This is a genomic window from Dokdonella sp., from assembly GCF_036518555.1.
Classification (GTDB): Bacteria; Pseudomonadota; Gammaproteobacteria; order Xanthomonadales; family Rhodanobacteraceae; genus Dokdonella_A.
Map to the genome: position 1 here is coordinate 1 of NZ_DATDMY010000025.1, position 12,847 is coordinate 12,847.

The 12,847-nt window shown below is 68.6% G+C and carries 11 protein-coding genes and 1 pseudogene; 5 read left to right on the forward strand and 7 right to left on the reverse strand.

The features are described 5' to 3' along the window. A partial coding sequence (locus VI238_RS01595; RefSeq protein ID WP_331647736.1) for a hypothetical protein occupies positions 1–203 on the forward strand: 203 nt, incomplete at its 5' end. Positions 204–245: 42 nt separating this feature from the next. Here VI238_RS01595 and VI238_RS01600 read toward each other — a convergent pair. From VI238_RS01600 to VI238_RS18730, 4 genes and pseudogenes are all read right to left on the reverse strand, one after another. Continuing rightward, positions 246–947, reverse strand: coding sequence for a LamG-like jellyroll fold domain-containing protein (locus VI238_RS01600; protein WP_331647738.1), 702 nt, complete (start codon positions 945–947; stop codon positions 246–248). A gap of 228 nt (positions 948–1,175) precedes the next feature. Continuing rightward, complete coding sequence (locus tag VI238_RS01605) at positions 1,176–1,769, reverse strand: hypothetical protein (protein WP_331647740.1); 594 nt, start codon at positions 1,767–1,769, stop codon at positions 1,176–1,178. Beyond that, entirely contained in the window at positions 1,766–4,573 is a 2,808-nt protein-coding gene (locus VI238_RS01610) for a hypothetical protein (protein ID WP_331647742.1), read from the reverse strand. The genes VI238_RS01605 and VI238_RS01610 overlap by 4 nt, the downstream gene beginning before the upstream one ends. A 675-nt stretch (positions 4,574–5,248) precedes the next feature. Further along, positions 5,249–5,593, reverse strand: a pseudogene (locus tag VI238_RS18730) (patatin-like phospholipase family protein); the annotation flags it as partial. 346 nt (positions 5,594–5,939) lie between these two features. On the opposite strand from VI238_RS18730, the gene VI238_RS01615 reads away from it, so the two are divergent. Beyond that, the gene (locus VI238_RS01615) at positions 5,940–6,338 is read left to right on the forward strand and encodes a YciI family protein (RefSeq protein ID WP_331647744.1); all 399 of its coding nucleotides are present in this window, start codon (positions 5,940–5,942) and stop codon (positions 6,336–6,338) included. After that, positions 6,338–7,582 (forward strand): RNA polymerase sigma factor, encoded by a 1,245-nt coding sequence (locus VI238_RS01620; protein WP_331647757.1) that lies wholly within the window; start codon positions 6,338–6,340, stop codon positions 7,580–7,582. Before VI238_RS01615 ends, VI238_RS01620 begins: the two co-directional genes overlap by 1 nt. Positions 7,583–7,592: 10 nt before the next feature. Here VI238_RS01620 and VI238_RS01625 read toward each other — a convergent pair whose 3' ends face one another. Continuing rightward, positions 7,593–8,711, reverse strand: a complete 1,119-nt coding sequence (locus VI238_RS01625) for a hypothetical protein (protein WP_331647746.1) — start codon at positions 8,709–8,711, stop codon at positions 7,593–7,595. Positions 8,712–8,885: 174 nt separating this feature from the next. Here VI238_RS01625 and VI238_RS01630 point away from each other — a divergent pair, with 174 nt between their 5' ends. Further along, positions 8,886–10,844, forward strand: a complete 1,959-nt coding sequence (locus tag VI238_RS01630) for an acetyl-CoA hydrolase/transferase C-terminal domain-containing protein (RefSeq protein ID WP_331647748.1) — start codon at positions 8,886–8,888, stop codon at positions 10,842–10,844. Positions 10,845–10,927: 83 nt separating this feature from the next. Here the strand turns inward: VI238_RS01630 and VI238_RS01635 are convergent, their stop codons facing one another. Further along, positions 10,928–11,425, reverse strand: coding sequence for a hypothetical protein (locus VI238_RS01635; RefSeq protein ID WP_331647750.1), 498 nt, complete (start codon positions 11,423–11,425; stop codon positions 10,928–10,930). Positions 11,426–11,592: 167 nt separating this feature from the next. Here VI238_RS01635 and VI238_RS01640 point away from each other — a divergent pair, with 167 nt between their 5' ends. Next, positions 11,593–12,288 (forward strand): SDR family NAD(P)-dependent oxidoreductase, encoded by a 696-nt coding sequence (locus VI238_RS01640; RefSeq protein WP_331647752.1) that lies wholly within the window; start codon positions 11,593–11,595, stop codon positions 12,286–12,288. On the opposite strand, the gene VI238_RS01645 is transcribed toward VI238_RS01640, so the two are convergent. Further along, positions 12,251–12,847 (reverse strand): CHAT domain-containing protein (locus tag VI238_RS01645; protein ID WP_331647754.1); only part of this gene is annotated, 597 nt, incomplete at its 5' end. The genes VI238_RS01640 and VI238_RS01645 overlap by 38 nt on opposite strands.

Consider the following 12,847-nt stretch of genomic DNA (forward strand, 5'->3'; position numbering starts at 1 on the left):
AGTCGTATCATCCGATCCGCCATCGACCCGCTCGATGCGGCCCGGCGACGGTGGCGCTCGCGTACGTGGCACGCGCCGACCGCGGCGGACCCGATTCGTCGTACGTCGCCCAATGCAGTTCGACCTATGCACGCGGCGACGGCCGCTGGCTGCTCGTGATGCACCATCAGGCGCCGTTGGACACTGCTGACGATTCGGCCTAGACGTCGGCCGCAGATCGCGACCGCGCGCACGGTGCCGCCCCGCTAGACCCCGTCGAATCCGTCGCCGAAGATGCGGTCGATGGACAGAACGGCGATCTCGGACGGCGACAGGGCCGTGTCCCAGATGCGGATGCGCGCGACCGCGCCGGCGGCGGATTCGTCGCCACTCGTGGCCTCGTCGTCGACGACGAAGCGCAGGGTCTCGGAACCGTCGATGACGCCGCCGAGGCTCATCGAGTCGTCGAGCACGAACTGCGGCAGGCCGTTGACGTAGCCGGCCAGCGTGCCCGCCGCATCGCGCGTGATCGCGATGTCGACGTAGCCGGGATTGATCAGCGAGACCGTGCCCGAGCCGAGCGGATAGAAATTCAGCGTGCCGGCCGTGTCGTAGAGGCCCGCGTCGTCGGTGCCGTCGGCGAAGTCGATGTATTTGACGTGGAGGCGATTCGTCTCCTCGTCGTGGCGCACGCGCATGAGGATCGTGTAGACACCCGGCTCGGCGAGCAGCGCCGACATCGGCGCGAGCGCGAGGCCGCTGTCGGCCGCGTGCGTGAATACGTTGTCGGATTCGCCGAGCACGTTCTCGCTCGCGAAAGCCGTGCCCGTACCGATCGCGACGAGGTCCGGCGCGCCGGGGATCGAGCTGTGCAGATCGTGGTCGAACGCGTAGTCCGCTACTTGTGCCGCACCCGCATGACCGATCGCCGCCAGGCATCCCAGCGCGATCGCATGACCTTTCCGCATGTTTCATGGCTCCTTGGTCCGGAATCGGACGACGCAGTCTAGGCTCGCGTCGACGCCGTTCGCCGTGCGCCGTGCGCACATGCATGCGTGATCCATCGCACGGAATCTTCCGACCGTCGTGTGCGGGCGCTCCGTCCGAGTCGATTGGATTCTTCGCACAACATGGCGCGAGGCAGGCCGCGGCGGGCGCGGCCGCAGCACCCACCGGAACCAGGCTTCGTTCTTTCGCTACTGCGCCTTGTCCTCAACCGGCGGGAGCACATGGCACGGCAAAGGCTCTTGCGTTTCGGAACCGCCGCCGCATGAGCGAGCGAAGGCGACGGGACATTGCAGCCAGACTCGAGGCAGCGCGCTCGGCATCCCGGCCGCGACACTGATTCGCTTGCGCTCCCCGGATTCGCCCTGCGACAGCCATGCGCGGCGCGGCAAGGCGCAACGCGCCTGTCCATCGATGGGGAGTTTCAGTACCAGGAGTTGTCCGCGGCGAACGCTCTGACGACCTTCACATATCCACCCGACGTCCCCGGCATTTGCGTCGTTGATCTCGACCTTCGTGACGATGAGCGGTTTCGACGTGTCGTTGGCGACGGCGAAGTACAGGCGTGCGTCGTCGCATGTTTCGGCCACGCCACGTCCGCTCTCAGCGCCGCTCTCCGCGTCGCGGGCGATGTTGTTCTTGCTGCCATCTTGCGTCGCGGCGATCCGATCGCTCCTCGCTTGGTCCGGCGTCTGGTAGTACCACGCGCCTTGCAGCGATGCACAGGACGCGCAAAGCAGCATCGGAACGACGCCGAGACGGGGAATGAGGTTGAATGCGATCATGATCCGCTCCCTCTGACTGTCTGCCGCGGAGAAATGCGATCGACCGTGCCGTCGAGCTTGTTGATGGCTTGACGGATTTGCTGCAATCCTTCGTTGAGCGCCGTCGCCTTGCCGTTCGACGTCTCGATCGCCTTGGCGACGGACTCCAGAACGGGCTTCAGCTGACCACGCAGTACGACGCCAGCCGTTTTCAGGTCCTTCGACGCATCCTTCAGGTCGACAACGATGCCGTTGCCCGCGTCGATGAGCGTCTGGATCTTCACCATCAATGCCGGATCGATCAAAGTCCCATTTACATCGATCTTGACCTTGATCGCGGACAACTGGGCTGCGAGCGCCGTCGCGAGTGCCTCGCGGGTCGCGCGGTCTTGCGGGTCGGTCGACTGCAGGAACGCGCCTACCCCCGTCGCGACGTCGCGGGCGTCGATGGTCACCGGCAGCGGATGATCGTCGCGCTTCAGGTTGACCTCCGCGGGCGCCAGCTTCACGGTCGCATCGTTCAGTGTGACGTGCGCGTCCTTGAGCGCGACGGTTCCCGTGACGGTGAAGGCCGCGGTGATCGACGCGACCATCGCCGCCTGGCCGAGCGGGCCCAGCGTCGTCAGCGCGCCGAGGAGGCCGCTGGACGCGGATTCCTTCGATGGCGGCGTCGGCGCCCACTTCGGCAGCGGCGCATCGCGCAGCGTAGCGTCGCCCGTGGTGGATACGGCCGACATCGACTTGAACGGCACCGCGCGCGGCCACCCGCGCCCTGCACCGGCGAAGGCCTGGATGACGCTGTGCAGACCCAGCTCGCGATACGACTCGAACTGCGCTTCGTCGAAGAACTGGTCGCTCGTCGGTTGCTGCGGGAACACGCGACCGTCGCTGCGCGTTGTCTCGGCGTAGTGACGTACGTCGACCGGCTCGTCGCCGCTGAGCACGGGCTTGATGTAGACGATGCGGCCGTCCTCCCATCCCTCGCCGAGTGCGGAGTAGCCGATTGCGCCGGTGCAGTAGTGGCAGCCGGTCGCGCGCGCGCGTTCGGGCGTGAGCAGGCCGTCGGCAAACGTGATCGGGACGCCCAGGTCGATACGGATCTTTCGCACCGCGTCTTCGAGATCCTCGTATTGGTAATCCGCATCGCAGACCGCGTCGACAACGAGGATCGTGCGGCAGCGACGGCGCACCATTTCGTAGAGGCCGAGGTTCTCGAAGTGGCCGCCGTCGGACAGATACACGAAGCGGCGCTTATCGCTGACGCTCGAGAGCATCTCCGACAGGATCGGGCCAATGCCGAACAGCGGTTCTTTCCGCCAGAACTTCTGCCGTGCCGGATTCGGCATCCACCAGCCAAGACGCACGTTGAAGAACGCCATCAGCAAGGTGACGAGCGGCGAGGAGTGATAGCCCATGGCTGGGGACGCGGCTGCGCCGGAGATCGCCATCGCACGGCCGGCCGAAAGCCCTGCGCTTCCGCGGCTCGCATAATGCTCCGTCGACACGAAGCCCAGCGTCTTGCTGCCACAGTAATACGGCGTCATGAAGAACGATTCCGCCTTGCGCTCCTGCCATTCGAGGCGATCCCCGGAAGGCTGAAGTAGGTTCAGCGCCGTGTTGACGATCGGCAGCAGACGGACACCCTGCCCGTCCACGACGGGCGCTAGGTCTTTCAGCGGCAGGTTGTCGTTCAGGTCGAAGCCAGTGAATGGATGCGGATGTTGCTTGCCCTTCGGCTGCGATGCGCCGAGATAGGCGCGCGTGAGGCGGTTGCCGTAGAACGCGTTGAGCGAGAACGCGTTTGCGCCGAACAGATACGACGCGCCGATGGCGAATGCGACGAGCGCCAGCGCGAGCAGTAGCAGTCGATCTGCCCGGTCCATCAGCGATTGCTCGTGGCGGATGAGCCAGCCGAGCGCGAAATTGGCGGCGGCGAGTTGCTGGAAGATCGCGGTTTCGTCGACGAGGTTCGCGCGCGCATCCATGCGGGTCGGGAAGCTCGACGACGCGCGCGAGGACCAGGACGTCGGCGGCGACACGGACGTGGACGCCTGCGTGTCCGCGCCCGCGCTGATGTCGGCAACGTTGTTCGCCGGCGCCTCCAGCGTATTGCACGCGGCTGGCAGCGGCTGCGCGGGGCACGTGCCCCCGCACATCGTGGCTGCCTGCGTGCAGTAGAGCGCGGGTTTCGACGCAGCGAGGCCGGTGAGCACGGTGCAGGCTTCGCGCTTCTGCAGCGAGGACAGATCGTTCATCGGCGGCGCATGCGCGCGCAGCGCTTCGCGCGGCGCCGAGGTGCAAGCAGTGGACGGAATCGCCGCGGCGTCGAGCCGGAACCACTCGTTCGTGGCGAACAGGCCGAGTACCAGGCTGAGCGCGACCGCGATCACCAGCACCGATGCGCCGGCCGCGACTTCCATCGTGCGCAAGCCGAGCGCGCGTCCGACACCCAGCGCCTTCTCCTTGACCTCGGAACCGTGCTTGCTCCAGAAGCCGAACATCGTGGTGGCGACGGCGAGCGCGACGCTGCCCACGCCGGCGATACCGGCCGTCCAGCCCGACCAGGTGGAGGCCCAGCGCAGAAGCCAGCTCGGCACCTGGATGACGACCAGCGACAAGGCGAGCCACGCGAACGCGACCATCGCGACGATGCCCGACGCGCGGCCCCACCATTCGCGCACGTCCTCGGCGGTCCAGCGCTGCGACAGGCCGGCGCGCACGATATTGGAGAAGGCGAGCGCGGCGAGCACGAGCGGGAAGCACAGCGTGGTGCGCTGCGCGACGTCGGGAAAGAAGTGGCGCGCGCCGGCGAGCGCGGCCAGCACCGCACCGCTCGCGACCGCGCCGGTGGTGGCGGCGGCGGCGAGCAGACCGAGCACGCCGGGTCGGGTCGCCTCGGTACTCTCGGGCGCACGTGTACCGAATGCACGAGCCAACACGTAGCGTCCGACGACTTCGCACGCCGCCTGCAGCGCGGCACCGCCGGCCATGATGACCAGCGCGAGCGTCCAGCCGAAGTCCTTGCGCAAGCTCGGATCGTCGACCACTACGACGAGCGATCCGATGAACACGGGCACGAGGAAGAACGCGGTCACCCAGCTGGAGACCTTCTTCGTGCCGGACCGCACCGGCGGGCTTCGCGATGTATCGTACGACGCGAATGCGATCGCGACGGCGAACGCGACGACGGCCATCGCCCACAGCCGGATGGCGAACGGGCCCGTCGCGATCGCCGAGTCCTGCAGCAGCGTGGCGTACAGGAGGCGGGGGAGCAGCAGCACGGCGAACACGATCGGCAGGATCATCGTCCAGTGCAGCAGCAGGTTGCGCGCGCAGATCGCGAGCACCGAGACCGAATCTGCCGAGAGGCCGTGCACGGGGCTCAGGAAATTGCTGTACGCGCGCAAGCGCTGCACCGGTCCGCGGTCGCCTCCATGGGCGATCGAATCGCCGAGCGCGCGCTCCACATCCCCAATTCCGCCAGGACTACGTCGGATCCAGGCTGCGAGCCACAATGCAATGTAGCTGCCGCCCGACACCGAAGACACGTAGTGGAACGTGCGCAGCCGCCCGAGCTTCGCGAGACCCTGCAACACTCCGAGTGAGAACGTCGCGCTGCGGATGCCGCCGCCTGAGAGGCACAATGCAGTCGCCTGTTGGTGCAGCTCGAGGCCGAGCTTGCTGCGCTCGTCTTCCATGACCTTGCCGACACCGACCGACTCCCGCTCGGGTTGTTGCTTCGACTGCTCCTCCGGCACGATCGACGCGTCGGCCGGCATCGCAGGCGATGTCGCCACGCCTCCCCCCGGGGGCTCCGTCCCCGCGATGTTCGCTGTGCTCGGCATGTACGTCTCCTCGATCGCTGGTCGGGTCGGTCCGTTCCGCGCCAAGCACCGGCGCCCTCCGGGGCCGAGCGTGGGCGAGGGTCGTCGTGACCCGCGCCACGATGGAGGAGCGACTGGACATGCACTCTGTCTCACCGCGGGACGAACAAGCGCGTCGTCGTGATCGACGGGAGAGATCGGCGCGTCATGAGCGGACCCGCGAGCACTCGCGTTGGACGCTGCCGTCGTCGAGACGTACCCTCGGGTGCCGAAGATTTCTTCTTCCGGGCGTGTAGAGAACCCGCGCCTGGCTCCGACCTACCCATGAAAGTCGGCCGTTGCGGTCGGCTCGAGAGGAGACACGTCGATGAAGTACATGCTCATGATGCACGCGCCGAAAGAAGGTTGGACGACCGCAGGCATCGGCACCTGGCCGCCGAAGGACATCCAGGCGCACATCCAGTTCATGATGGACCTCAACGCCAGGCTCAGAGCCGCCGGCGAACTCGTCGATGCGCAAGGGCTCGCGGGCCCGGAGGAAGCGAAGCTCGTGCGCGCGCGCAGCGACGGCACGCCGGATACCGACGGGCCGTTCGCGGAGGCGAAGGAGTTTCTCGCCGGGTTCTGGATCGTCGACGTCGACAGCACTGCGCGTGCCTACGCGATCGCGGCGCAGGCGTCGGCCGCGCCGGGCAAGGGCGGCGTGCCGCTCAACATGCCGATCGAAGTGCGCCAGGTGATGAGCGCGCCACCGGTCGACGCGTGATGCAGCGCGGCGGCGTCGAGCACCTGCTGCGCGAACTCGCACCGCACGTGCTCGGCGCGGTCGTGCGCCGCTACGGCGACTTCGCCGCGTCGGAAGACGCCGTGCAGGAAGCGTTGCTCGCGGCGGCGATGCAATGGCCCCGCGAAGGAATGCCCGATAACCCGCGTGCGTGGCTCGTCCACGTCGCGGGACGGCGCATGACCGACCACGTGCGCAGCGAACTCGCGCGTCGGCAACGCGAGACGCTGCTCGCGCTGTGGGAAGCGCCTGCGCAGGAACCTGCGTTCGGCGACGATGACTTTCCGGGGGATCCGGACGACACGCTCGTGCTGCTGTTCATGTGCTGCCACCCGGCACTGACGACCTCGTCAGCAATCGCGCTGACCCTGCGCGCGGTCGGCGGTCTCACGACGGCCGAGATCGCGCGCGCGTTCCTCGTGCCCGAAGCGACGATGGCGCAGCGGATCAGTCGCGCGAAGCAGACGATACGCGACTCCGAAGTGCCATTCGCGATGCCCGACGCGAGCGAGCGCGCCGCGCGCCTCGACGCCGTGCTGCACACGCTCTACCTTGTCTTCAACGAGGGCTATGCGACGAGCAGCGGCGACGTACTGAAGCGGGCCGACCTCTCCGACGAAGCGATCCGCCTCACGCGCGAAGTGCACGCATTGCTGCCGCGCGACGGCGAAGTCGCCGGCCTGCTCGCGCTGATGCTGCTCACCGACGCGCGCCGCGCCGCGCGCACCGGTGCCACGGGCGAACTCATCCCGCTCGACCAACAGGATCGCCGCTTGTGGAACCGCGCTTTCATCGACGAGGGCATTGCGCTGGTCTCGGCGACCCTCGCACGTGGCGCGGTCGGCGCCTACTCGCTACAGGCCGCGATCGCCGCCGTGCACGACGAAGCGGAGACGGCCGACGCGGCCGACTGGCCGCAAATCCTCGCGCTGTACTCGGTGCTGCTGCGGCTGGCCGACAACCCGATGGTCGCGCTCAACCACGCGATCGCGCTCGCGATGGTGCACGGGCCCGCGGCCGGCCTCGAACGCCTCGACGCGCTCGCGCGCGACAAGCGCATTGCCGGCCACCACCGGCTCGACGCGGTGCGCGCGCACCTGCTCGAGCGCGCGGGCGAACGCGATCGCGCCATCGCGCACTACCTCGCCGCGGCGGCGAAGACCGCGAGCGTGCCGGAGCGCGACTACCTCATTGCGCAGGCGGCCAGGTTGGGCGACGACGTCTGAAGCGCCCCAGTCACCCGCTCAGCGGTACGACCGGCAGCGGTGAGCAGTCGCCGTCACCATTGGATGTGGCGCGCTGCGCGGCGAGAGGTGGCGTCGCCCCTCCGGGAACTGCGGGCACCGGCGCGGCGGCGGGTGCAGGCACGACGACGGGCGCTGCAGGGGCGCTCGCGGGCGCCGTGATGCCGAACCCCTCGTAGACGCGAATCTGCGATCTGAGGTCGGCGAGTGCGGCCTCGTAGCGTGCCTTCGCGGCCGCGTCGCCGGCGGCAGCCGGATGCGCCTCGAGCTCGGCGAGCTGCTTCTGCAGGCGCTGCAAGGTCAGCGTCGCAACCGACCCGCGCACCGGCGAGGTATCGGATGCTTCGTGCACGAGTTCGCCGAGCCCATACTCGAACGAGCACATGTTGTGGTAGACGAGCGCATCCGTGACCGCGTCAGCGGCGGGATAGCGCGCGACGCTGCAGCCCTGGTTGTTGTGGATGACGCTGCGCGCGGCGTTGCGCTTCTTGCGGATGAGCAGGTTGATCGCGGAGGCGATCTGGTTCTGGTAGACGTCGGCATTGATGTGGCTCTTCGTTGCGCCGAGCAATGCGGCTCCCGCGGAAAGGTTGCGCGCGCTGTTGCCGCTGGCGAGCGTGGCACCGCCGCTCAGCGTCGTACCGAGGACGTCCATCCAGAGCGAGTTGCCCGCCTGCTCCCCGAAGACGGAAGCAAGATAGCGGTCGCACAGGCGATCGGCCTGCAGCAGCATCTCCGACTGCGTTTCGTTGCGCGCACGCAGCGCGATGCCCGGATGCGCCTTGTCGGCAGCGGCCGCATCGGCGAGCTGCTGCTCGAGCGACGTCGCGGCGCAGTCCTTGCGACCGGTGCGCGCCTGGCACACCCACTCATCCTGAGTGCGGCAGGCAAAGGTACCCAGCGCGTAGTGCGACCAGAGGACGCGACCGTCCTTCCCGTGCACGCGCCCCCAACCCCTGTTTTCGTCGGTGCCGGGCACGTGCGGGCCGTCGACGGTGCAGTACGTCAGCGAGTCGATCTGTGACTCGTCGACGACATAGGTCTTCAACGCACAGCCGCCGAGCCCGCACAGGGTCGCCAGCAACACATGTCCAAGCAGACGCGAACTCATCGGCGCTTCCTCGTGGCCCACTACCAAGGACTTCACCGCGCGCGAAATGTCCCACTCGACACGGCGACTCCTCGCGCCGCCGCGCGTCGACGGCGGACCGGGTACCGACATCGGCTCGGGTCGCGCGCCCGCAGATTGCGGTACTCTGCGCCCCACCGTCCGCCGAGACCGCCAATGAGCGAGACTCCACGCCTGTCACTGGATGGCGCGATCGGTGCCATCCTCGAGCGCGGCGGCGGCCGTGTCGCCATCGCCGCGCCGCTCGGCCTCGGCAAGCCGAATCGTCTGCTCAATGCGCTCTACGCGCGCTTCAAGGCCGAGCCGGCGCGGCAGCTGTCGCTCTACACGGCGCTATCGCTCGACCTGCCCGAAGCGGGCAGCGAGCTGGAACGGCGTTTCCTCGGGCCGTTCCTCGCGCGCCAGTTCGGGCCGGACTATCCGCGGCTCGCGTACGTCGCGGACATGAAGGCGAACCGGGTGCCGGCGAACGTGCGCATCCAGGAGTTCTATTTCCAGTCCGGTGCGATGATGCATGCGGCGCAGGCGCAGCGCGATTACGCGAGCATCAACTACACCTCGGTCGCGCGCGAGCTCGCCGAGCACGCGGGCCTGCACGCGATCGTGCAGCTCGTCGCCGCGCGCGGCAGCGGCGCCGACGTGCGCTACAGCCTGTCGTGCAATCCGGACGTGACGATCGACGTGCTCGCGGCGATCGCGGCGCGCGGCGACGCGCGGCCGCTCATGATCGGGGTCGTGCATCCGGAGCTGCCGTTTCTCGGCGGCGCGGCCGAAGTCGGCCCGACGTTCTTCGACGGCATCGTCGACGACGGCACGCCCGCGCAGCCGTTGTTCGCGCTGCCGCGCAACGCGGTCGACCCCGCCGAGTATGCGATCGGCCTGTACGCGAGCACGCTCGTGCGCGACGGCGGCACGTTGCAGATCGGCATCGGTGCGCTGTCCGACGCGATCGTGCATGCGCTGCTGCTGAGGCATCAGCGCAACGCCGACTACCGCGCGGCGATCGACGCGCTGCGCGGCGGCAATGCCGACGGCGACGCGCTCGTCGCACGCTGGGGCGGCCTCGCGCCGTTCGAGCGCGGCCTGTACGGCGCGAGTGAGATGATCATGGATGGCTTCATGCACCTGCGCGAGGCCGGCATCCTCGTGCGCCGCGTTTATGACGACATCGACGTCGAGCACGCGCTCGCCGAGGGCCGCGCGGTCGATCCGGCGAAGCTGCGCGGCGGGCACTACCTCAAGGGCGCGTTCTATCTCGGCTCGAAGGACTTCTATGCCTGGCTGCGCAACCTCGACGGCGACGACTACGCGGGCCTCGAGATGAGCCCGGTGTCGGACGTGAACCAGCTCTACGGCGGGCGCGAGCGGCTCGACGCGCTGCAGCGTCGCGATGCGCGCTTCTTCAATACCTGCATGATCGTCACCCTGCTCGGCGCGGCCGCGTCGGATGCGCTCGAGGATGGACGCGTCGTCAGCGGCGTCGGCGGCCAGTACAACTTCGTCGCGATGGCGCACGCGATCGCGGGCGGTCGTTCGGTACTGCTGTTCCGCGCGACACGCAAGAACGGTCGCGCGCTCGAATCGAACATCCGCTGGAGCTACGGCCACACGACGATCCCGCGCCACCTGCGCGACATCTACGTGACGGAATACGGTATCGCGGACCTGCGCGGGCGCTCTGACGAAGCCTGCGTACGCGCGATGCTCGCGATAGCTGACGCGCGTTTCGTCGACGAACTCGCCGCTGCCGCGATCCGCAACGGCAAGCTGCCGCGCGATTTCCGCGTGCCCGATGCGTGGCGTGCGAACACGCCGGAAGGACTCGCCGACCGGCTGCGCGCGACGAAGGCCGCGGGGCTGCTGCCGCTGTTCCCGTTCGGCAGCGATTTCGACGCGACCGAGCAGCGCCTGTTGCCGGCGTTGATGTGGCTCAAGTCCCGCGTGGGCGATGCGCGACGCTGGCCGTCGCTGATCGGCGCACTGGTGGCGCCGGGCGGGAGGGCAGAGGACGCCGAGCTGCTCGCGCGGCTTGGGCTCGCGACGCCCGCGTCGATCGGCGAACGCGTGCTCGCGCGGCTCGTGCGCGGCGCGATCGAGCGCTCGCGCACGCCGTAGAAGGAGGCGGACTCCGACCGGAGGGCGTCCCCAGACGCGGTCGCGATCGAAGTCGCCTCGAAGCGATTCCTGCGCGTGCGCGATCAGTTCAGCACGGACGCATCGTGAAACGGCAGCGGCGTCGCGCCCGCACGGCGCACCGCATCGCGCACCTGCGCTTCGTGCTCGCGCTGGTCGTCGACGACGACGAGGATGTTGCCGGCGTCGATCTCGCGCTCGAACTTGCGGCGCACGTGGTTGGGGACGGTCGAGCCGACGAGGGCCGCGCTCCACGCGCCGACCATCGCGCCGACGAGCACGACGAGCGCCGCACCCGCGACGTTCATTTCGACCGCGGGGATCAGCAGTGCGACGAGCGCGCCAGCCACGCCTAGGCCGGCACCGAGGCACGACCCGCGCAGTGCCGACGGCAGCATGTCGGTCGAAGTGTCGAGGCGCTCGCTCGGCAGGCGCTGCATCTCGATGTCGGCGCGCGCGATCAGCGAGATGTCTTCGTCGTCGGCGCCGGCCGCACGCGCGGCGAGCATCGCGGCCTGGGCGGTCGCGTAATCGCTGGCGCAGAATACCTGGCGGAATTTCACGGCTGCTGTCTCCTCGTCGCCCGTTTGCCCGGACGGGAACTTCGCGAGGCCACGCTAGTCCCGCCCGCCTCAATCGCGCCTTAACCGTCGCCGCCGCCGCTGCTGCGACGCCGCATCGAGGCGCGCTCGACTATGATGTTCGTTCCCGATTCGGAGCAGGAGGTTTCATGAACGTGCAAGGCAAGCGCATCGCGATCACCGGCGGTTTCGGCACGCTCGGCGCAGCGGTCGCGCGCGTCGCCGCCGCGGCCGGTGCGAAGGTCGCTGCAATCGACCGCGCCGACGCCGCGCCCGCGGGCCTTGCTGACGCGGGCATCGTCGCGATCGGCGGCGCCGATATCGCCGACGGCGACGGCGCGCGCAAGGCGATCGACGCCGCGGCGCACGCGCTCGGCGGCCTCGACGCGCTCGTCAACATCGCGGGCGCATTCCGCTGGGAAACGCTCGCCGACGGTAGCCTCGATACCTGGGACCTGCTCTATCGCATCAACGTGCGCACCGCCGCCGCCGCGAGCAAGGCCGCGTTGCCGCACCTCAAGAAGTCCAGCGCAGGCCGCATCGTCAACATCGGCGCCAATGCGGCGCTGAAGGCCGGCGCCGGCATGGGCGCCTACACCGCATCGAAGGCCGGCGTGCTGCGCCTCACCGAAGCGCTCGCCGAAGAACTCAAGGACGCCAACATCACCGTCAACGCGATCCTGCCGAGCATCATCGACACGCCACCGAACCGAGCGGACATGCCGAAGGCGGATTTTGGCAGATGGGTGAAGCCGGAGCAGCTCGCGGATGTGATCCTGTTCCTCGTGTCGGATGAGGGCGCGACTGTCACGGGGGCGTTGGTGCCGGTGACAGGACGCGTTTGACCCGCGCCGGACCGGGCGATCGTTGCGGCGTCGCCGTAGCGCGTGCTTCGTCGCCCGATGCGAGCGCTCGCATCGGGTTTGAAATGGCGATCCGGCTGAAGCTGCGCCAGCCTGCCCAATAGAACGGATGCCGGAACATGCGAGAGCGCCGCAGTTCCTGTTGTGCGACTCGCAGCGCTTCGACCGAGTCGCGATCGGGGCTTGCGGCGAGGCTGGAGTAGAACGCACGTGTCCACGCTGTCGAGGCGGCATCACTCACGGCCCATAGCGAGGCGACAACCTGATTCGCACCGGCTTCCGACACGGCGCTGGCGAATCCGAAGCTTCCATCGGGGCCACTCCCGCCCTTGCCGAGCTGACACGCGTCGAGTACCACGAGCCCGGCTTTCGCGCCTCGACCGAGCACATCGAGCCAACTAATGAAAACCGGGTCGCCCCCCGCCGACGGCGGGTCGAGCCAGAACCCTGCGTAACCAATTCGTCGTGGATCCGCCGTGCCATGCGCGGCGATGTGAACCCAGGCTCCCGGATCGCCCATCGCGTCGAGGACGCGTTCACG